The organism is Pseudomonas sp. P108 (assembly GCF_032613195.1).
In the GTDB taxonomy this organism is placed as follows: domain Bacteria; phylum Pseudomonadota; class Gammaproteobacteria; order Pseudomonadales; family Pseudomonadaceae; genus Aquipseudomonas.
Window position 1 is genome coordinate 1,480,131 of sequence record NZ_CP126691.1, and the last position, 20,535, is coordinate 1,500,665.

Consider the following 20,535-nt stretch of genomic DNA (forward strand, 5'->3'; position numbering starts at 1 on the left):
GAAAAACAGACGCCCACAAAAAAGCCCCGCTTTTAAGGGCGGGGCTCTTTTCTAAAGAAGCTACAAGTTAGATAACTTGTACTTCTTCAGCTTGCATGCCTTTCTGACCGCGGGTAGCGATGAAAGAAACCTGTTGGCCTTCTTTCAGGCTTTTGAAGCCGTCGGATTGGATAGCTTTGAAGTGAACGAACAGGTCGTCACCGGATTGTGGAGTGATGAAGCCGAAGCCTTTTTCATCGTTGAACCACTTAACGGTACCGGTTTGGCGATTAGACATGGTGTAACTCCTTGAACAAAGATAACTGCGACTCAGGAAGAACCCTGGCCGAGACTGAGTGCAAAGAGCAGGAAAAATTCTTGTAGATGGTTGGATCGAAATTCAACATATCGTGTAGAGATTCTCAGTGACACAAGCAACACAGTGACGCCACCTTAACCCAGTTTCCGAGAAGTGCCAATGCTTCTTGCGAAGGTTTCTCTGTTTTCGGGATCGGCGGTGTGACGGTTCGTCGCCAAAGCCCGTATTTCATGGGTGTTCGGCGAGAATTGCACCGCGCACTTTGAACCGGGCGGCGCGCCCGGTAAGATGCCGGACAGAATTTTTCCACCTCGCTATTCAGGACACCCCGCCATGAGCATCAAATCGGACAAGTGGATTCGCCGCATGGCGCAGGAACACGGCATGATCGAACCGTTCGTCGAGCGCCAGATGCGCGGCAGCGATGACAGCCGAGTGATTTCCTACGGTGTGTCGAGCTATGGCTACGACGTACGCTGCACCAATCACTTCAAGGTGTTCACCAACATCAACTCGTCTATCGTCGACCCGAAAAACTTCGATCCGGGCAGCTTCGTCGACGTCCACAGCGACGTCTGCATCATCCCGCCGAACTCTTTCGCCCTGGCCAGCACCGTCGAATATTTCCGCATTCCGCGCAATGTGTTGACCATCTGCCTGGGTAAAAGCACCTACGCGCGTTGCGGCATCATCGTAAACGTCACGCCGCTCGAGCCAGAGTGGGAAGGCCACGTGACGCTGGAATTCTCCAACACCACCAACCTGCCGGCGAAGATCTACGCCAACGAAGGCGTGGCGCAGATGCTCTTCCTCGAATCCGACGAGGAATGTGAAGTGTCTTACAAGGATCGCGGCGGCAAGTACCAGGGCCAGCGTGGCGTGACCTTGCCGCGCACCTGATCGGCCCATCCGACAGATCGCGGGAATTCTTTGGCGGGCAGACACTCTATGGGGTGTACTGCCCGTTTTTGCTTTCGGCAAAACGGGCCTTCGCCGAGGAGTGCCCCATGAAGATCGATCCGCAAATCACTGCCGAACTGGCAAGGCTTGAGCCCAATCAGGTTGGCGTATTGGCCTGGTCATTGTTGGCGCATCCGTCGCTGAGCATGGCTGGCGGAATTCCCGGACAGCCCGATCCCGATACGCCCAACGAACAACCGACCGAGCCGGGCGAACCGACCCTTCCGGACGAGCCGCCACCGGCGCCTGTCGCCTGATAAGCCGTGAAAATGGTCAGCCAGACGAGGTCTGCAAAGACTTTAACTGACTGGCCATATTTCGTTATCACCGATGACGAAGATTCTGCAGCTTTCATCCTTCTCGACTGAATACCCCCCAGTAAAGGCGCCAAATGCCGGCAGCAGACTGATGCGTTCGCCGAGCTTGAAACACGCCAGGCGCAAGCTCTGCCGACCCTTGCCATTTAGCCGATAGACCGGGTGCACATGACCCGCCAGTACGTGTCTTTCAGGATGCGGGTCCGGTTCATGTTGCAAGGCGAATGGCCCGAGCAGCAGCGGTTCCGGCACCACCCGGATGTTCAGCGATTCAGGCGGGTCACCAGCGCGTTTGTCGTGGTTGCCGCGAATCAGCGTCATTGGCAGCTCAGCGTGGCGCGCACGCCATTGGGCCAGCGCGCTCAGCGTGCCCGTGGCATGAGAGCCGGGCCCGTGCAGGAAATCCCCGAGAAAGATCAATAAACGGCAGGGCAGCTTTGCCAGCAGCCGATCAATCACGGCGATATTGCTCGCCGTGGTGCCATGCGGGACCGGTTGACCAAGACTGCGGTAAGCCGCGGCTTTGCCGAAATGCACATCGGCAATCAACAGGACCTGCTGCGCGGGCCAGTACATGGCTTTCTCGGGCAGGAGCCAAAGTTCTTCGCCGGCCAGACGCACCGGGTAGGGCGCATTCATCGGGATTTATCCTTGTCGGCGCTATTCTCCAGATCACCGACCATTCGCCTGATGCGATCAGCGAGTTTTTCCGAACTCATGCTTTCGCGCATGCGTTCCACCAGCAGCGGAAACCCTAGCGGTGTAGGACGTTTGAGCTGATGCACGTCCAGTTTCATCCCGTTGATCCGCTCCAATGTCTGTTCCAGGCGACGAATATCCAGTTCTTCGCGTAAGACTTCTTCCCCGGCCTGCGCCAGCAACAGGTTGTCGGCGTCGTATTGTTTGAATACTTCGAAGAACAAACCGCTGGATGCCTGTACCTGCCGGGTGCTTTTCGGCGCGCCTGGGTAGCCGGCGAAGACCAGCCCGGCAATCCGCGCGATCTCGCGAAAGCGCCGCAGCGCCAGTTCGCCGGCATTCAGGCTGGCCATAACGTCCGTTAACAAATCATCAGCATTGAAGAGATCGGTATTCAAATACTCGGCCCAGTCGATCGGCGTAGCGCTGAGCAATTCCAGGCCGTAATCGTTCACCGCAATGGAAAACGTCACGGGCTGCCGTTGACTGACGCGCCATGCCAGCAGGCTCGCCAGGCCCAGATGCACTTGGCGCCCGGCAAACGGATAAAGGAAAAGGTGCCAGCCCTCGCGGGACTTCAATACTTCGGCCAACAGGTTTTCTGTGGTGGGCAAACCCGACCAGCGCATCTGGGTTTCCAGCAAGGGTCGCAATGCCTGCATTTCCGGGCCGATAAACTCGCCCTGCGCGGCGGCACTGAAGCGCCTGACCACGGCCTCAGCCAATTCGTTTGAAAGTGGCATCCGCCCGCCATTCCAGCGCGGTACGGCGGCTTTCTTCGCAGTGCTGCGTTTGACGTAAGCGGTCATGTTTTCCACTCGCACCAACTCCAGCAAACGCCCGGCGAAGAGAAAACCATCACCGGGTTTGAGCCGTGCGATAAAGCCTTCCTCGACACTGCCCAGCTGTTTACCACCGCCGCCCTTGCTCCAGAATTTCAGCTGGATGCTGGCATCGCTGACGATCGTGCCGATGCTCATGCGATGACGCCGCGCCAATCGTGCATCGGGCACACGCCAGACGCCGTGCTCGTCCGGTTCGACCCGGCGATAGTCCGGATAGGCTGTCAGAGACATCCCGCCATGGCGTACGAAAGCCAGCGCCCACGCCCAATCGGCGGGTGTCAGGTCACGATATGCCCAGGCACCGCGGACTTCTTCGTACAAGTCCTCAGGAATAAAGCCACCGCCAAGGGCCATGCTGACCAAATGCTGCACCAGTACATCCAGCGGTTTGTGCGGTGACAGGCGTGGTTCGATGCGCCGTTGTTCGACGGCATCGCCGGCGGCAGCCGCTTCGATCAATTCAAGGCTGTGCGTTGGCACCAGTGTCACTCGCGACGTGCGTCCCGGTGCATGACCGGAGCGCCCGGCGCGTTGCATCAAACGCGCGACACCTTTGGCCGAGCCTATTTGCAATACGCGCTCGACCGGCAGGAAATCCACGCCCAGATCCAGACTCGATGTGCAGACCACGGCTTTCAGTTGCCCGTCCTTCAAGGCCTGTTCGACCCAGTCGCGGGTCTCGCGAGACAGTGAGCTGTGATGCAACGCGATCAACCCGGCCCAATCCGGCCGTGCCTCCAGCAGTGCCTGATACCAGATTTCCGATTGCGCCCGGGTGTTGGTGAAGACCAGCGTGCTGGCGCAGGCATCCAGTTCAGCAACGACCTGCGGCAACATTTTGAGACCGATGTGCCCGGCCCAGGGAAAACGCTCGATGGCCGGCGGGAGGAGTGTGTCAACCTTCAGCGATTTTTCGCTTTGTCCTTGAATACTGATTCCGCCGCCCTGCGGGATTAGCACCTGCTCGGCGTGGGATTGATTACCGAGGGTCGCGGATACGCCCCAGACAATCAGATCAGGTTGCCAATGGCGCAGGCGGGCCAAGGCCAATTGCAACTGCACGCCGCGCTTGTTGCCCAGCAGTTCGTGCCACTCATCGACGACGATCATACGCAAACTCGACAGCGCGACTTGTGCGTCGGCGCGCGCCAGCAGCAGTGTCAGGCTTTCCGGCGTGGTGATCAGCGTGGTCGGCAGGCGTCGGCTTTGGCGGGCGCGTTCGCTGCTGCTGGTGTCACCAGTGCGCAGGCCGATGCTCCACGGGATCTGCAGATCATCGAGAGGTGTTTGCAAGGCGCGTGCAGTATCGGCGGCGAGCGCGCGCATGGGGGTGATCCACAGCACTGTCAGCGGTTCGGCCGGTTGTTTGCGTTTACGCGATGTTTCGACGGCAGGCTGCGAGCGGGCAAAGCGATTGAGCGCGGCAAACCACACCGCATAGGTTTTACCGGCACCGGTGCTCGCGTGCAGTAGACCGGACTCACCGTTTTTGACCGCCGCCCACACCTGTTTCTGAAAGGCGAACGGCTTCCAGTCGCGGGCGCTGAACCAGATTTTTGCCAGGTCGGAGGATTTCGCCATGCGGGCTGCGCGCGCTCTGGAGGGGTTCTTCCAGAGACCGCGGGGCGGGCAGACAAGTTTGATTTTTCAGGCTGGCACGGTGTGCTTTTTGTAGGAGTGAGCCTGCTCGCGATAGCGGTGTGTCAGTCACATTAGTATTGGATGTAATGACGCTATCGCGAGCAGGCTCACTCCTACAGGGGGATTGTGTGCGGCGTTATTTGAGGTTACCGCTGAGGAATTGCTTCAGGCGTTCGCTTTTCGGGTTGCCCAGCACTTCTTCAGGCGCGCCTTCTTCTTCCACCAAACCCTGATGCAGAAACAGCACCTGGCTGGAGACTTTGCGGGCGAAACTCATTTCGTGGGTCACCATGATCATGGTCCGGCCTTCTTCCGCCAGACCCTGAATCACCTTCAACACTTCCCCCACCAACTCCGGGTCGAGCGCCGAGGTCGGTTCATCGAACAACATCACCTCCGGTTCCATCGCCAACGCCCGGGCAATCGCCACGCGCTGCTGCTGGCCGCCCGACAAAAACGCCGGGTACTGATCCGCCACCCGCGCCGGCAGACCGACCTTGTCCAGATAACGCCGCGCACGATCATCGGCTTCCTGTTTGCTGCAACCCAACACCCGGCGCGGGGCCATGGTGATGTTTTCCAGCACGGTCATGTGGCTCCACAGGTTGAAATGCTGGAACACCATTGCCAGACGCGTGCGCAGGCGTTGCAGCTCAGCAGCGTCGGCGACGTGCATGCCGTGGCGGTCGGTGACCATGCGGATCGCCTGGCCATCGAGGCTCATGGCGCCATCATTGGGTTGTTCGAGAAAATTGATGCAGCGCAAAAAGGTGCTTTTGCCCGAGCCGCTGGCGCCGATCAGGCTGATCACGTCGCCGGTCTTGGCCTTGAGCGACACGCCTTTGAGCACCTGATGGTCGCCATAGCTTTTATGCAGGCCTTCAACGGTCAGTTTGTACATGGGACAGACATCCTCAAGGCGAAAGTAGGTAGCCGCTGCGATAGGCTTCGGCGCCCGCGACGTGGGCGATGACCATGCCGGCGGTGGCCATGCGTCGCAGCGAGCGGGCGTACATCACGCCGGCGCTGGTGCAATGAATGGGGGTGATCCGGTCGTGGATCGGGTCGATGATTTCGGCGATCTGCTGTCCGGCTTCCAGGACTTGCCCCGCCGTGGCGGTGTACACCAGCAGGCCGCCGACCGGCGTGGTTACCGGTTCGACTCCCGCGAGAGGCGTGGCCGGGAACGGCAATGGCGGCTGCGGTTTGGTTTCGCCGACGATCGCATCGGACTGGATCAGATAATCGATCAGCGCCTGGCAGTCGCGGCTGGCCAGCGGATGGGTGACGTCACCCTGGCCGCGCAACTCGACGGTCACCGAGAAACTGCCAAGCGGAATTTCGAAGTGCTCGCCGAAACGTTCCTTCAGTTGCCACCACAGCAGGGTGAAGCATTCATCGAACGACTGGCCGCCGGAATCGGTGGCCAGCAGGCTCGCCTGAGCTTCGATGTAGCGCGCCAGCGGTTCGACCTGCGGCCACGCTTCGGGCGTGGTGTAGAGGTGCACCACCGATTCGAAATCACAGTGCAAGTCCAGCACCATATCCGCGTCGCAGGCCAGCCGTTGCAGGGTCAGACGCTGGGATTGCAGTTGCGTGCTGGCGGTCTGGCGGGCGAGGGCGTCGCGCAGATGCGTGCGGATCAGTTCGAGGTTGTGCTGCGGATCGTCATTCAGCCTGCCTTCGATGGCGTTGCCGATTTCTTCACTGAGGTCGACGAACCAGCGGTTGAAGTTCTGCCCGCTCTCCAGTTCGTAGCGGCCCAGTGGCACGTCCATCAACACTTGCTCGAGGCCGACCGGGTTGGCCACTGGCACCAGCACGATTTCGCTGCGCAGGCGCCCGGCCGCTTCCAGCTCGGCCAGACGTTGCTTGAGGTGCCAAGCGACGAGCATGCCCGGCAGTTCGTCGGCGTGCAGCGAAGACTGAATGTAAACCTTGCCCTTGGCCTGTTCCGGGCCGAAGTGGAAGCTGTGGATCTGTCGTGCGGTCCCCGGCAGCGGGGCCAACAGGTCATGGATCAGGTGGCGCATTTTTTATCTCTTTATTCCTGAGCTGGGCCTAGTGAGTCGGGCCGAGGAAGGCCAGCCATCGGCGTTCGGCAAGGCGGAACAGGCCGACCAGCGCAAAGGTAATGGTCAGGTAGATCAGCGCGGCAATGCCGAACGACTGAAAGGTCAGGAAGGTCGCCGAGTTGGCGTCCCGCGCGACTTTCAGAATGTCGGGGATGGTCGCGGTGAAGGCCACGGTGGTCGAGTGCAGCATCAGGATCACTTCGTTGCTGTAATACGGCAACGATCGGCGCAGGGCCGAGGGCATGATCACGTAGGCATACAGCTTCCAGCCGGTTAGCCCGTAAGCCTTGGCGGCTTCGACTTCGCCGTGGTTCATGCTGCGAATCGCCCCGGCGAAAATCTCCGTGGTGTAGGCGCAGGTGTTCAGGGCGAAGGCGAGGATCGTGCAGTTCATCGCATCGCGAAAGAAACTGTCGAGCAATGGCTGCGCACGCACGGCGGCGAGGCTGTAGATCCCGGTGTAGCAAATCAGCAACTGGATATACAGCGGCGTGCCACGGAACAGGTAGGTGTAAAACTGCACCGGCCAGCGAATGTAGAAGTGCGGCGAAACTCGCGCAATTGACAACGGAATCGACACCAGAAAACCGATGAAGATCGAGGCGCTGAGCAGCCACAGCGTCATCGCCAGCCCGGTGATGTTCTGGCCGTCGGTATAAAGGAAGGCGCGCCAGTATTCCTGCAGGAGTTCGATCATCGTACGGCCTCCCGGGCACCGGCGGCGTAGCGGCGTTCGAGCCAGCGCAGGATGAAGTTGGAAGCACTGGTGATCAGCAGATAGATCAACGCGGCGAGAACCAGGAAGTAGAACAGTTGATAAGTGCTTTTACCGGCGTCCTGTGCAGCTTTGACCAAGTCGGCAAGGCCGATGATCGACACCAGTGCGGTGGCCTTGAGCATCACCATCCAGTTGTTACCAATGCCCGGCAGGGCGAAGCGCATCATTTGCGGGAACACCACGTAGCGAAAGCGCTGGCCGCGTTTGAGGCCATACGCGGTGGCGGCTTCAACCTGACCGCGCGGCACGGCGAGAATCGCGCCACGGAAAGTTTCGGTGAAATACGCGCCATAGATGAAGCCCAGGGTCAGCACCCCGGCGCTGAATGGGTTGATCTCGATGTATTCCCATTCCATGTAGTCAGTCAGGGACGTTAGCCAGGTTTGCAGGCTGTAGAAAATCAGCAGCATCAGCACCAGATCCGGCACGCCGCGAATCAGCGTGGTGTAGAGCTGGGCAGGCAGGCGCACCAGTTTGACTTTTGACAGCTTGGCACTGGCGCCGAGCAGGCCGAGCAACACGGCCACCAGCAGCGACAACGCTGATAATTTGATGGTCATCCAGGTGCCTTCCAACAGCAACGGGCCAAAGCCCTTGAGGCTGAAGGCTGCGAGCCCCAGATTTTGTAAGAGGTTTTCGAACATAAATCAGCAACCTGAGCGGATGGAAAAGGCGCCCATCGAGGATGGGCGCCGGGGCATTATTTGCCGCTGTACAGATTCAGATCGCCAAAGTGTTTCTTTTGAATCTCGGCGTATTTGCCGTCATCGTGTAACGCTTTGATACCTTTATCTAAAAGCGCTTTCAGCTCAGTGTTACCTTTCTTAATACCGACAGCGGTTTTGGCTGGCAGCAATTCGCTGTCGACTGGCTTGCTGACGTCATAGTCGGCGCCCTGTGGCGACTTCAAAAAGCCCAGTTCGGCTTGCAGCATGTCCTGGATACCGGCGTCGAGACGGCCGGAGGTCAGGTCGGAATACACCTGATCCTGGTTCTGATAGGCCTGGGTTTTCACGCCGGCCTTGTCCAGCACGGCTTTGGCATAGGCTTCTTGAATAGTGCCTTGCTCGTAGCCGACGGTTTTGCCCTTGAGGGACGCGACGTCTGCGGTGATGCCGGAGCCTTTCTTGAACACATAAGCGGTCGGGCCGGAGAACAGTTCGCTGGAGAAGTCGATGACTTTTTCGCGGGCCGGGGTCACGGTCATCGACGAGATCACGCCGTCGAATTTGTTGGCCTTGAGGCCCGGAATCATGCCGTCGAAGTCACTTTCGACCCACTTGCACTTGACCTTCAGTTCGGCGCAGATCGCGTTGCCCAGGTCGATGTCGAAGCCCACCAGGCTGCCGTCGGCCGCTTTCGACTCGAACGGTGCGTACGAAGGGTCAACGCCAAAGCGTAGCTCTTTGTATTCCTTGGCCAGCGCGGAGCCAGCGGCCATGCACAACGCCAGTGCAGAAAGGGTCAGCAATGCTTTTTTCATTATTCAATCCCTAAGAACCAATATGAGCGCTTGTGGCGCAGAATTATTGTTACTGGAACGCGTACGACCTATAGAAAGTAGCAATTTCCGAACCAGAGTCCCGAACAAGTGTTTTAAAAGGTTGGCGCAGCGATTGGATGAGCGAGTCAGTGCCCGCAAACGGGCACTGAAAATAGCTTGCACTGATTCAGGGCTGATCGTTCCCACGCTCTGCGTGGGAATGCAGCCCGGGACGCTCCGCGTCCCATCCAGAGCCGAACGCGGAGCGTAGGAACGATCTTCGCGTCATGTTGAACTCAGGCGAGAAGATCCTGCAATGTGGCTAGGCTATCCGCCTCATCCACGGTTTTATCTTGTCGCCAGCGCAGCATCCGTGGAAACCGCACGGCAATTCCGCTCTTGTGCCGCCGTGACAGGGCGATGCCTTCGAAACCCAGTTCAAACACCAGACTCGGTTTCACGCTGCTCACCGGGCCAAACTTCTCCACCGTGGTCTTGCGCACGATGCTGTCGACCTGACGCATTTCCGCATCGGTCAGCCCCGAATAGGCTTTGGCAAACGGCACCAGCGACCGCTGACTCGAATCGGGCGGGCCGTCCCACACAGCAAAGGTGTAATCGCTGTACAAACTGGCCCGCCGACCATGCCCGCGCTGCGCGTAAATCAACACCGCATCGACACTGAACGGATCAACCTTCCATTTCCACCAGACGCCCATGTCCTTGGTGCGGCCGACGCCGTACAGCGAATCCCGCGCCTTGAGCATCATCCCTTCAACGCCCAGCCGCCGCGAGGACTCGCGCTGGCGGGCGAGGTCGAACCAGTCGCTGCCGGTCAGCACCGGTGAGGCCAGCAGCACCGGGCTGTTGCAACGGGCGATGACCTCTTCCAGTTGCGCGCGGCGTTTGGCCTGCGGCTGGTTGCGCCAGTCTTCGCCTTGCCATTCCAGCAAGTCGTAGGCGAGTACCACCACCGGCACCTCTTCGAGGATTTTCTTGTCGAGGGTTTTGCGACCGATACGTTGTTGCAGCAGGGCGAAGGGCTGCACGGCCGGCGGTTGGGTCGATTGCGGATCAAAGGCGTCTTCGGTGCCCGGATGGGTGCTTTTCCACACGACGATTTCGCCGTCGATCACCGTGCCGTCAGGCAGACCGTGCACCAGCACTTCCAGTTCGGGAAAACGCTCGGTGACCAGTTCCTCGCCCCGCGACCAAATCCACAGCCGGCCTTCACGCTTGACCACTTGTGCGCGGATGCCATCCCACTTCCATTCGATCTGCCAGTCGCTGGCAGGCCCGATCAGTGCTTCGAACTCTTCCACCGGTTGTGACAGGGCATGAGCGAGGAAAAACGGGTACGGCTGACCACCGCGCTGGGCATGTTCATCGCTGGACTCAGGGGCGATCAGCTTCAGGTAGCTGGCGGCGCTTGGCCGATTGGACAGGTCGGTGTAGCCAACCAGACGCTGCGCCACGCGTTTGCTGTCCAGCCCGGCCATCGATGCCAGAGCCCGGGTGACCAGCAGTTTCGATACGCCGACGCGGAAACTGCCGGTGATCAATTTGATGCACAGCATCAGGCTCGATCGATCCAGTTGCGCCCACAGGGCGGGCAGTTGTCGGCTGAGGTATTCCGGAGTTTCACCGCGTAGCGGCAGAAGTTTATCTTCGATCCACTCGGCGAGGCCGGCGTCGGAACTGTGCGGGTTTTCCGCGAGCACCAGCGAAATGGTTTCCGCCAGGTCACCGACCGCTTGATAGCTTTCTTCGAACAGCCACGGTTCCAGGCCGGAAATCTCGACAGCCAGTTCGCGCAGGATTCTCACCGGCACCAGTTGCCGGGGCCGGCCACCGGACAGAAAGTACACCGCCCACGCAGCGTCATGCGGTTCGGCCTGGGCGAAGTACGTCTGCATCGCCGCCAGTTTGGCGTTGCTCGACGTAGTTGCGTCGAGTTCGGCATATAACTCGGCAAATGCTTTCATGCGGGCATCTCGACGATGGTCGGTTCGGTGGCGATGTTTTCTTCTTCGTCATCGCCGTATTCGGTGTTGAAACCCTGGGCATCCAGGCCTTTTTCACGCAGATGCCGCACCAGCACGCCAATCGAGCCGTGGGTGACCATCACCCGTTCCGCTCCGGTCTGTTCGATGGCCCACAACAGACCGGGCCAGTCGGCGTGATCGGAGAGCACGAAACCGCGATCGACACCGCGCCGCCGCCGCGTGCCACGTAAACGCATCCAGCCGCTGGCAAACGCGTCGCTGAATTCACCGAAGCGGCGCATCCAGGTGCTGCCTCCCGCCGAGGGCGGGGCGATGACCAGGGCCTGGCGCATGATCGGGTCGCTTTTCTTTACGTCGCCGGCGTAGATCGTCGGCGGCAGGTACACGCCAGCCTCGCGGTAAACCCGGTTCAGCGGCTCGACCGCGCCGTGACTGAGGATCGGGCCGAGGCTTGCGTCGATACCGTGGAGAATCCGCTGGGCCTTGCCGAACGAATAGCAGAACAACACGCTGGCTTTGCCGGCGGCAATGTTTGCTGCCCACCACTGATTGATCTCGCTGAACACCTGCGCCTGTGGCTGCCAGCGGTAGATCGGCAGGCCGAAGGTCGATTCGGTGATGAAGGTGTGGCAGCGCACCGGTTCGAACGGGGCGCAGGTGCCGTCGGGTTCGATTTTGTAGTCACCCGATGCGACCCAGACTTCGCCGCCGTATTCCAGACGCACCTGCGCCGAGCCGAGCACGTGGCCGGCGGGATGAAAGCTCAAGGTGACACCGTGGTGCGTCAGGCGCTGGCCGTAGGCGAGGGTTTGCAGGTTGATGTCCTGCCCCAGCCGCGCGCGCAGAATCCCTTCGCTGGCGCTGCTGGCGAGGTAATGCTGGTTGCCGGTACGGGCGTGATCGCCGTGGGCATGGGTAATGACCGAGCGCTCGACGGGGCGCCACGGATCAATGTAGAAATCCCCGGCAGGGCAATAAAGACCTTCGGGACGGGCGATAACAAGGTCCATGTCGTTACCAGGAATGGGGGGCTTGTTAGCTATGAGGTTGGCGCGTGTTCAGAAGTTCTATCGACTTTGAAGAGCAACCCTCACCCCAGCCCTCTCCCGGAGGGAGAGGGGGCCGACCGCGCTGTCTGGCGAGCTACATCGACCTGAAAAACCGAGTCGATTAGGGATTTGGCAGAGCACGAACCGGCTTAACTCAGGATTCGGCAGAGCACGAACCAAGTTAACTCCGGATTCGGTACAACAGTTTCAGGTCGGCGTAGACCTGCAGCATCCCCCAATCAGTCCCCTCTCCCTCCGGGAGAGGGCTAGGGTGAGGGGCTTTTGATTTACAAGGCCGACCGAGATGCCCGACGAGTTGAACCGAGCAAATTCCGGATTCGGCAGTGCCCGTTCAGGTCGGCGTATGACTCAAGCAACCCCCAATCAGTTCCCTCTCCCTTTGGGAGAGGGCTAGGGTGAGGGGTTTTTGATTTACAGGGCCGACCGAGATGCCCGACGAGTTAAACCGAGCAAACTCCGGATTCGGCAGTGCCCGTTCAGGTCGGCGTATGACTCAAGCAACCCCCAATCAGTCCCCTCTCCCTCCGGGAGAGGGTTAGGGTGAGGGGCTTTTGATCTTTGTCTTATTTGCCGGGAGTAAGAGTCAAACGGGCCTTGCCATACACCCGGTCAAAGTTCTGCGGCTGCATCGGCAAACCGATGTACTGCCCCTTCAACCACGCATCGATGCCATTGAGGTAGTTGGGACTGACCGGATTCCCCGATTGCCCCGTACCGTTCTGCCCCAGCAACGGTTCAGTCTGGCCGAAGTCGACAATGAAACGCATCGACGGCGCACGTGTGGTGGTGAAATCCTGCCCCCAAGCGAACGCTGAAGTGTTCAGCGTCGTGTGATCGCCACCGGCCGCCAGCGGCCCGCGCACGGTCTGACCATTGCTGTTCTTCCAGGCATAGCTGTGCAACTTGCCCCACTGCCAGGCGCGATGGTCGCCGCCCAACTGACTGTCGCCAGCGCTGATCGCTGCGGCGAAGCTGCGGGCGAGAATCAGCGCTTTGTCCTCTTTCTGCGGCGTGCGCAGGTCATCCCAGAACGGACTGTCTTCACGCCCCAACAGATGATCGGCCTGCGCCGCGTAAGACAAATCGCCGTTGGCGATAAACGCCTTCCACGCAGGGCTCGATTCCGGACCGAGCTCATCGAGGAAGATCTGCTTCATGCTTTCCTGCAGGAACAGTTCGTAAATCGCCGCGTCTGCCGAGGTCGGGCTGAGCTTGCCGTCGAACGCCATCAACCGGGTAAACGCCTCGCGCGCCTTGCTGCGATCCGCTTCCGGCAGGGCATCGATTGCCTGTTTCAGCGGTTGTTTCATGCCCGGTGCTTCGAAGACTTTTTTCAGCTTGGCGGCGAAGGTGGTGGTCTGGTCGTACTGCATAGCGATCACGCTGCGGCTGTCGTGCTTGCCGCTGCCGGCCAGTTCCGCCAGACGTTCGCCACGCTCCGGTGCGGCCCACGAGTTCGACAATTGCATGCCGTAACCGTGCGGGATCACGCGCTGGTTGGCGGTGCCGAGCCAGCCTTGTGCCGGATCCTGATCGTATGGATGCAGCATCGGGTCGGCGTAACCGTCCCAGTCGTAACGACCTTCCCAGCCCGGCGATGGCAGCAAACCTTCACCTTCGCGGCGATTCGGGAAGCGCCCGGTGACTTGCCAACCAATGTTGCTTGCATCGGCGAACACCAGATTCAGGGCAATGGCGCGGATTTCCCGGCTGGCATCCGAAGCTCGTTCTACGGTTTGCGCGCGGGTCAGATCAAAAAACGCATCCAGCGACTTGTCGTCGGTGAAGCTCGGCGTTTGCAAGGCCAGGCCGAAACCGCTGCCTTGGGCCGCCGCCTGAGCACTGTTGAGCAACGCGCCGTGGCGGGTTTCGTATACCGCTTCGCGAATCGGTCGCTGGCCTTTGACGAAGTAGGTTTCGTTGCGCACGCCCAGCGGCTGCCATTTGCCGTTGACCTCGTAGGTCAAACTGCTGCCCTGGCGACGGATTTTTTCCAGGAACAGGTCCTGGTTGTCGCCGAGCACGCTGGTCATGCTCCACGCCACTTTGCCGTTGAAACCGCCAAGGACCAGTGGCAAACCGGCAACCGTGACGCCTGCGGCCTGATATTTCGGTGCGCGGATCTGCACGAAGCTCCACAGCGACGGTGCAGCCAGCGGCCCATGGACGTCGCTGGCCAGCAGGCTCTTGCCGCTGCGGCTGCGTTGTGGGGCGATCGCCCAGTTGTTCGAAGACGTGGTGCCCAGGAGGTTCAGTGCCGACAGTTGCTGGCTGGCGCTGCTCAGTTCGGTCAGCCCCGGGATTTGCCCGTTGAGCTTGAGACCTTGCAGCTTGTCAGCCTCGGCCAGTGGCAGATTCTCGTCGGGTGCGGACGGCGTCAGCCAGGCGAGTTTGTCGCTGGTCACGGTTTGCGCGAGCACCAGCGAGGATATTTCTTCCGGCAGGTTGGCCGACTGGCTGAAATTCAGCAGGGCGAAAATCAGCGCCGAATCTTCCGGCTTCCAGTATTCAGGCTTGTAACCGCTGGAGGCGAGGTCGCCCGGCAACTTGTCGGCGTAGCGGAACAGGTAGGCGTTGACGCCCCGCGCATAGACTTCGAAGAAACGCTTGAGGCGTGGCGACGAAGCCTTGTACAGCTCGCCGGCGCTTTTCTTCAGATTGACCGCGCGCATGTAGCGGTCGGCGTCGAGCATCGATGCGCCGGACATTTCCGCCAACCGGCCCTGCGCCAGCAGGCGCAAGGTGACCATTTGATTGATGCGGTCGCTGGCGTGCACATAGCCGAGGCTGAACAGCGCGTCGTGAAAGGTGTTGCTCTCGATCAACGGCATGCCCATGGCATTGCGTCGCACCGACACGTTCTGCGCCAGGCCCTTGAGCGGTTGCACGCCGGAGGTCGGCGGGAGGGTGTCCTGAGCATTCCAGGTCTGGCAACCGGACAGGCCCAAAACACCGGCCACTGCTGCGGCAACGCCGAACCGGGGAAGAAAATGTATGAGGGCTGGCGAGGCCATGGCAAAGCTCCTGCGGGGGTGTAGAGGCTGGGGGCGCAATAAAGCCGCTACGTTAGTGAGCAGGAGGTGGCCGCGCAAGCGGGGGCAGGGGTTATTTGTGTATTTCTGTCGAATGGAAAAGATCGCAGCCTGCGGCAACTCCTGCATAGGCATGCATTCCCATGCAGGAGCTGCCGCAGGCTGCGATCTTTTGCCGTTAAATCAGGATTTGGGTGGATTGATTTTCTGCACCAAGGCGTAGGCCTTCACGGTCGCCGGGCGATCCTTGATGTGGTTGAACCAGCGCAGTACATGCGGGAAGTCTTCCAGGTTCTGGCTCTGCCATTTGTGTGAAACGATCCACGGATAAATCGCCATGTCGGCAATGCTGTATTCGCTGCCGGCGACGAATTCGTTATCAGCCAGTTGCTTGTTCAACACGCCATACAAACGTGCGGTCTCGTCGATGTAGCGCTTGATCGCGTAAGGAATTTTCTCCGGAGCGAACTGGCTGAAGTGATGGTTCTGCCCGGCCATCGGCCCCAGGCCACCCATTTGCCAGAACAGCCATTGCAACGCCGTTTGCCGACCGCGCAGGTCTGTGGGCAAAAACTTCCCGGTCTTCTCCGCCAGATACAACAGGATCGCCCCGGACTCGAACAGCGACAGCGGTTCACCGCCATCGGCCGGTTCATGGTCAACAATGGCCGGAATGCGGTTGTTCGGGGCGATCTTCAGAAAATGTGGCTGGAACTGCTCACCCTGACTGATGTTGATCGGGTGCACGTTGTACGGCAGGCCGGCTTCTTCGAGGAACAGGGAAATCTTGTGGCCGTTGGGGGTGGTCCAGTAATACAGGTCGATCATGGAGAACTCCAAAGCAGAAATGGACTTGCGTGCGGACAGCAAACGCCGGCGTCAGGTCGTCCCGTGTGCATTCGATAGCTTGCTTAACAGGAAGAGGTGATGCTGAACTGCGCAGAATTCAATGACCCCGCGTGAGAAAAATCGCCATGGAGCTTGAGGCCAACGCTGCACTGATCATCATCGACCAGCAAAAGGGCATCCTGCAGCCGCGTTTGGGACGGAGGAATAATCCTCAGGCGGAAGCGCGAATCCTTGATCTGCTGGGGCATTGGCGGCGTAGCGGGCGACCGGTGATTCATGTGCAGCACCTGTCGCGTGAGCCTGATTCAGTATTCTGGCCCGAACAGGAAGGGGTGGAATTTCAGCAGCGGTTTTCGCCGCAGAACGGGGAATGGCTGATTCAGAAACAGGTGCCGGATGCGTTTTGTGCCACCGGACTAGAGGCGCGGTTGCGTGAGGCGGGGATCGGGCAACTGATCATTGTCGGCGTGGCGACCAACAACTCGGTGGAGTCAACGGCGCGCACGGCGGGCAATCTGGGGTTTGCAGCTTGGGTGGCGGAGGATGCCTGTTTCACCTTCGACAAGGCCGATTATTTCGGCACGTTGCGAACGGCTGAAGAGGTGCACGGGATGTCGCTGGGGAATCTGGATGGGGAGTATGCGACGGTGGTCAGTGCGAAGCAGATTCTTGCGGCGGGCTGAATAACTTCGCCGTATGCGCCGGCCCCTTCGCGAGCAGGCTCGCTCCCACAGGGATCGCGGTGGGCACAAAAGCCCTGACCGGCGCAGATCAAATGTGGGAGCGAGCCTGCTCGCGAAAGCGGTCTGTCAGGCGAAACGACTGTCCGCCCAGTGCATCACGCGCCGTGGCACTTCTTGAATTTCTTGCCGTTGCCGCATGGGCAAGGGTCATTGCGGCCGACGTCTTTCAGGGCATTGCGCACCGGTTCCTGGTGGGCGTGGCCGCAGTTCGGGCCGTGAACATGGCCGTGGTCATGCTCGTGATGATGGTCATGATCGTGGTTGCAGTCAGGGCCATGGACATGAGGTTGCTGGGTCATCGGTGTTGCTCCGGAATTAAATCGGCGGGGATTATCACGCCATTGCGCTCAAGGTGCACGTAGTGAGCGATGAATAAACCGGTTTCCATTTCGCCCTGCAAACGATAGGGAATCTGCTGGTTCGGATTTTTCAGCATTTTCACCACGTCTTTTACCTTCGGCCAGAGGTTGGTGCGGATCGGCACTTTGAAATAGGCGCTGCGCTTGGGCCCGACGGTGAACCAGTGTTCATGCTCGCCTTCGGCCAGCAGCATATCGGCCAGATGAATGCGGTATTCGAGGCCCCGCACGGTCAGGTCGCTGTCGTTGGGGTTGTCGATGCGAAAGTGCAGGATGAATTTCTGTTCGAGCAGCTTGGCGCGCACCACTTCGACTTTTACCAGGTGCACGGCGGGGTCGACGCTGTCATCGCTGAACCACGACGCGCAGCCGCCGAGATTGAGGATCAGCATCAAAAACAGAAAATGTAATGTGCGCTGGCAACCGAGCATGATTTAACTCCCTTTGCTGCCAGTCTAGACGCTAAAAGAACGCAGCCTTCGGCAGCTCCTACAGAGAAACGCATTCCATGTAGGAGCTGCCGAAGGCTGCGATATTTTGATCTTAAGCGCCAAAATACCCCGCACAGCACTTCTTGAACTTCTGCCCACTGGCGCACGGGCAGCTGTCATTGCGCCCCAGCTTCAACAGAACCGTCGGATCAATGAAGTACCAACGCCCGGCATTCTGCACAAACGACGAGCGTTCGCGGTGGCTGTGTTCGCCCTGGCTGTCGTGCCAGCGTGCAGTGAAGGTGACGAAGGCGTGTTCCGGCTGGCCACCGAAGACTTCCGAACTTTCGACATCGAGGCCGAGCCAGGTGCTCTGCGCGCTCCAGTCGCTGATCGACTGACGATTCAGTCCCGCTTGCTGAGCAGGCAGGGTGGTCGCCACAAGGTAATCGATCAAACCCAGCACATAGGCGCTGTAGCGCGAACGCATCAAGGCTTCGGCGCACGGCGCAGGATGGCCATCGTGATAATGACCGCAGCAGGCATCCAGCAGATTGCCGCTGCCGCAGGGGCAAATGGCTGTACTCATTGCATTACCACCAGTATTTCCCGAAGTTTTCCGGATTGGCCCAGAACCGCGAGTTGAGCCAGTCGGGGACTTGTTTGTAGTCAAGCAGATCGTAGGTGAACAGGGTCAGCACTTGATCGTCGCGTTGAAAGCGCTCGCTGGCCTGCAGCGCCAGCGAATAGAAGTCGGTTTCCTGCCAGCCGCTGGCCGACAGATCCGCCAGCACGGCAATGCGGCTGGCGTTGAGATTACGAATTCCGCCCAACAGATTCAGGCCTTCGCGCTTGGGCAAGTGTTCCAGGCAATCGACCACCAGCGCCAGATCGAAACGTTGCGCGGCCAGTTCGGCGGGCAATGGGCCCGGCGCCGTATGGGCGACGACGGTGTCTGGGTGCGCCACTTTAAAGGCGCTCAGGGCTGGAAATTCGCTGGCGCCGATCAGCAGCAGACGGGCCGGGGCGTAGCGATCCAGCAAAGCGGCCAACGCCTGTTGCGGCGTGCGGGAAGAAATGGCGACGTTCATCAAGGCTCCTCAATCAGACCGCCAAGACTAGCCTGCCTGACGATGTCGGCAAAGAGCGCCGTTACGTCAGTTACCGACGATTGCGCCAAAGTCCTGTGAACACGGTCGCAAACAGGCATGGCCTATTGCTGGCGGAGATTAAAACTCCGGTCTTTACTCCCTGAATCGGTTTTAAGCCGATCCCTCAGGAGAAAACCAGATGAGCATAGTTCGGACAGCATTACCTTTGATTCTGCTAACCAGTGTGTTGACTGGTTGCGCAGGTTTGCAGAAAACCGACTGGCCGACCTGTGCGGCGGTCGGTGGTGTCGTCGGTGCCGGTCTCGGCGCAACCGAGAGTTCGGCGTGGGCCGGCTACGGCGCGTTGTTGATCGGTGGCACGGCAGCGGCCTATTGCTGGGTACACGGTGATGGCGACGAAGACGGCGATGGCGTGCCGGACAGTCGCGACAAGTGCCCGGGCACGCCTAAAGGCGTGCAGGTCGACGCTGACGGTTGCCCTCCACCAGCGCCTGCACCCGTGGTCGAAGAAGCTGTAGTGGTCAAGGAAGAAACCATTGTTATCCGTGATGTGCACTTCCAGTTCGACAAAGCCACGCTGACCGGCCCTGACAAGCAAGTACTCGACAAGGTCGCCACCCGCCTGAAACAGGAATCCTCGACGGCGCAACTGACCGTGACCGGTCATACCGATAGTGTGGGCAGCGATGCCTACAACAAAAAACTGTCGGATCGTCGTGCGCACTCGGTGGTGGACTACCTGATCCAGCAAGGTGTGCCACGCGCCAGCTTCGTTTCGGTGTCCGGTCTGGGTGAAAGCCAGCCAGTGGCCGACAACAAAACGGCGGATGGTCGTGCACAAAACCGTCGTACCGAAATCAAAATCCAGCGTTAAGCCCCTCTCGCATCCGCGCCTTGTGCAGTCGCGGATGCGGGTCTTTACTCCTGTGTAACCGGTATGGGCCGGTGACACAGGAGCTTTCACAATGACTGTTTTCTCAAGGTCCGTCTTGCCGGTGCTGCTGCTAGGCAGTTTGCTCACCGGTTGCGCCACCCACAGCGATGGCACTGCACCCCTCAATCAACGTACGTGGCCGATCTGCAGCGTTATCGGCGGACTGGTCGGTGGCGGCCTCGGCGCTATCGAAAGCGCTGGCTGGGCCGGTGGCGGCGCAGCGCTGGGGATTCTTGCCGGCGGACTGATCTGTTATGCCCAGGACGGCGATGAAGACGGCGACGGCGTGTTCGACCGCCGCGACCGTTGCCCGGACACCCCGGAAAACACCCCTGTCGATCACCGTGGTTGCCCGCTGCCGCAGTACCCGGTCACGGAAAAAGTGCCGGAGCCCGCACCGCAAACTGAAGTCATCACCCTCAGCGATGCCGGCAACGTGCTGTTCGATTTCGACAAATCCGACCTGACCCCGGCGGCGAAAGCCCAGCTCGATACGCTGATGGACAAGCTGCGCAATGCCGATGTGGTGAGCATCAAGGTCATAGGTCACACCGACAGCAAAGGTTCGGATGCGTATAACCAGGCTTTGTCGGAACGGCGGGCGAGCAGTGTCGCGGCGTATCTGCTGAGTCAGGGGCTGGCGCCGAACAAGCTCACCAGCGAAGGGCGCGGAGAAAGTGAACCGGTGGCCGATAACGCAACCGATGAAGGGCGCGCGCAGAACCGTCGTGTGGAGTTGCATATCAATCGCTAGGACGCCTCTGTAGGGCGCAGGCTAGAGCTGCCGGACGATTATCAAAGTCGTTCCGGCAGCCATTTGGCGGCGCGGCGAAGTTTTTTCATTTGTGCCTCTGGCTTATCCCCCGCAGAAGCCGTTACTGTGCGCCCAAAGAATAATTCGCA

General features: G+C 59.8%; 21 protein-coding genes. 5 read left to right on the top strand and 16 right to left on the bottom strand.

Going from position 1 to position 20,535, the window contains the following annotated elements; genetic code table 11:
• Positions 1 to 67: 67 nt before the first annotated feature.
• The gene (locus QOM10_RS06445; RefSeq protein ID WP_002554837.1) at positions 68 to 277 is read right to left on the bottom strand and encodes a cold-shock protein; all 210 of its coding nucleotides are present in this window, start codon (positions 275 to 277) and stop codon (positions 68 to 70) included.
• Positions 278 to 631: 354 nt separating this feature from the next.
• Here QOM10_RS06445 and dcd point away from each other — a divergent pair, with 354 nt between their 5' ends.
• Positions 632 to 1,198: a dCTP deaminase gene (gene dcd, locus QOM10_RS06450; RefSeq protein WP_007918616.1), complete on the top strand. Its 567-nt coding sequence runs from the start codon at positions 632 to 634 to the stop codon at positions 1,196 to 1,198.
• 107 nt (positions 1,199 to 1,305) lie between these two features.
• Positions 1,306 to 1,515 carry a hypothetical protein gene (locus tag QOM10_RS06455; protein WP_127926082.1) on the top strand — a complete coding sequence of 70 codons (210 nt, stop codon included), beginning with the start codon at positions 1,306 to 1,308 and terminating at the stop codon, positions 1,513 to 1,515.
• Positions 1,516 to 1,557: 42 nt separating this feature from the next.
• Here QOM10_RS06455 and pdeM read toward each other — a convergent pair whose 3' ends face one another.
• The 11 genes from pdeM to QOM10_RS06510 form a co-directional block, all read right to left on the bottom strand.
• Positions 1,558 to 2,214, bottom strand: a complete 657-nt coding sequence (gene pdeM, locus QOM10_RS06460; RefSeq protein ID WP_150774147.1) for a ligase-associated DNA damage response endonuclease PdeM — start codon at positions 2,212 to 2,214, stop codon at positions 1,558 to 1,560.
• Positions 2,211 to 4,700 (bottom strand): ligase-associated DNA damage response DEXH box helicase, encoded by a 2,490-nt coding sequence (locus tag QOM10_RS06465; RefSeq protein WP_160038568.1) that lies wholly within the window; start codon positions 4,698 to 4,700, stop codon positions 2,211 to 2,213. The genes pdeM and QOM10_RS06465 overlap by 4 nt, the downstream gene beginning before the upstream one ends.
• 196 nt (positions 4,701 to 4,896) lie before the next feature.
• Complete coding sequence (locus tag QOM10_RS06470; protein WP_127926085.1) at positions 4,897 to 5,661, bottom strand: ABC transporter ATP-binding protein; 765 nt, start codon at positions 5,659 to 5,661, stop codon at positions 4,897 to 4,899.
• 13 nt (positions 5,662 to 5,674) lie between these two features.
• Positions 5,675 to 6,793 carry a M14 family metallopeptidase gene (locus QOM10_RS06475; protein WP_316917755.1) on the bottom strand — a complete coding sequence of 373 codons (1,119 nt, stop codon included), beginning with the start codon at positions 6,791 to 6,793 and terminating at the stop codon, positions 5,675 to 5,677.
• Between the two features lie 28 nt (positions 6,794 to 6,821).
• Positions 6,822 to 7,532 carry an ABC transporter permease gene (locus QOM10_RS06480; RefSeq protein WP_016986412.1) on the bottom strand — a complete coding sequence of 237 codons (711 nt, stop codon included), beginning with the start codon at positions 7,530 to 7,532 and terminating at the stop codon, positions 6,822 to 6,824.
• On the bottom strand, positions 7,529 to 8,257 hold the full coding sequence (locus QOM10_RS06485) for an ABC transporter permease (protein WP_150749395.1): 729 nt from the start codon (positions 8,255 to 8,257) through the stop codon (positions 7,529 to 7,531). The genes QOM10_RS06480 and QOM10_RS06485 overlap by 4 nt, the downstream gene beginning before the upstream one ends.
• 56 nt (positions 8,258 to 8,313) lie before the next feature.
• Complete coding sequence (locus tag QOM10_RS06490; RefSeq protein WP_007918608.1) at positions 8,314 to 9,096, bottom strand: transporter substrate-binding domain-containing protein; 783 nt, start codon at positions 9,094 to 9,096, stop codon at positions 8,314 to 8,316.
• Between the two features lie 296 nt (positions 9,097 to 9,392).
• Complete coding sequence (locus QOM10_RS06495; RefSeq protein WP_316917756.1) at positions 9,393 to 11,081, bottom strand: ATP-dependent DNA ligase; 1,689 nt, start codon at positions 11,079 to 11,081, stop codon at positions 9,393 to 9,395.
• On the bottom strand, positions 11,078 to 12,112 hold the full coding sequence (locus tag QOM10_RS06500) for a ligase-associated DNA damage response exonuclease (protein ID WP_127926089.1): 1,035 nt from the start codon (positions 12,110 to 12,112) through the stop codon (positions 11,078 to 11,080). Before QOM10_RS06500 ends, QOM10_RS06495 begins: the two co-directional genes overlap by 4 nt.
• Before the next feature lie 623 nt (positions 12,113 to 12,735).
• Complete coding sequence (locus QOM10_RS06505) at positions 12,736 to 15,186, bottom strand: penicillin acylase family protein (protein ID WP_316917757.1); 2,451 nt, start codon at positions 15,184 to 15,186, stop codon at positions 12,736 to 12,738.
• Positions 15,187 to 15,387: 201 nt separating this feature from the next.
• On the bottom strand, positions 15,388 to 16,032 hold the full coding sequence (locus QOM10_RS06510) for a glutathione binding-like protein (protein WP_127926091.1): 645 nt from the start codon (positions 16,030 to 16,032) through the stop codon (positions 15,388 to 15,390).
• 146 nt (positions 16,033 to 16,178) lie between these two features.
• Between QOM10_RS06510 and QOM10_RS06515 the strand changes: the two genes are divergently transcribed.
• A complete protein-coding gene (locus QOM10_RS06515) occupies positions 16,179 to 16,736 on the top strand; it encodes a cysteine hydrolase family protein (RefSeq protein ID WP_160042472.1) in 558 nt (185 codons plus the stop codon).
• A 155-nt stretch (positions 16,737 to 16,891) separates the two neighbouring features.
• Here the strand turns inward: QOM10_RS06515 and QOM10_RS06520 are convergent, their stop codons facing one another.
• The 4 genes from QOM10_RS06520 to QOM10_RS06535 form a co-directional block, all read right to left on the bottom strand.
• Entirely contained in the window at positions 16,892 to 17,095 is a 204-nt protein-coding gene (locus QOM10_RS06520; protein ID WP_034154967.1) for an SEC-C metal-binding domain-containing protein, read from the bottom strand.
• Positions 17,092 to 17,586: an LEA type 2 family protein gene (locus tag QOM10_RS06525; protein ID WP_127926092.1), complete on the bottom strand. Its 495-nt coding sequence runs from the start codon at positions 17,584 to 17,586 to the stop codon at positions 17,092 to 17,094. The genes QOM10_RS06520 and QOM10_RS06525 overlap by 4 nt, the downstream gene beginning before the upstream one ends.
• Positions 17,587 to 17,698: 112 nt before the next feature.
• Complete coding sequence (locus QOM10_RS06530) at positions 17,699 to 18,175, bottom strand: YchJ family protein (protein WP_316917758.1); 477 nt, start codon at positions 18,173 to 18,175, stop codon at positions 17,699 to 17,701.
• A gap of 4 nt (positions 18,176 to 18,179) precedes the next feature.
• The gene (locus QOM10_RS06535; RefSeq protein ID WP_316917759.1) at positions 18,180 to 18,677 is read right to left on the bottom strand and encodes a DUF6231 family protein; all 498 of its coding nucleotides are present in this window, start codon (positions 18,675 to 18,677) and stop codon (positions 18,180 to 18,182) included.
• 199 nt (positions 18,678 to 18,876) lie between these two features.
• On the opposite strand from QOM10_RS06535, the gene QOM10_RS06540 reads away from it, so the two are divergent.
• Positions 18,877 to 19,572, top strand: a complete 696-nt coding sequence (locus tag QOM10_RS06540; protein ID WP_095119209.1) for an OmpA family protein — start codon at positions 18,877 to 18,879, stop codon at positions 19,570 to 19,572.
• A gap of 91 nt (positions 19,573 to 19,663) precedes the next feature.
• A complete protein-coding gene (locus QOM10_RS06545) occupies positions 19,664 to 20,386 on the top strand; it encodes an OmpA family protein (RefSeq protein WP_150749386.1) in 723 nt (240 codons plus the stop codon).
• The last annotated feature ends 149 nt before the right edge of the window (positions 20,387 to 20,535 follow it).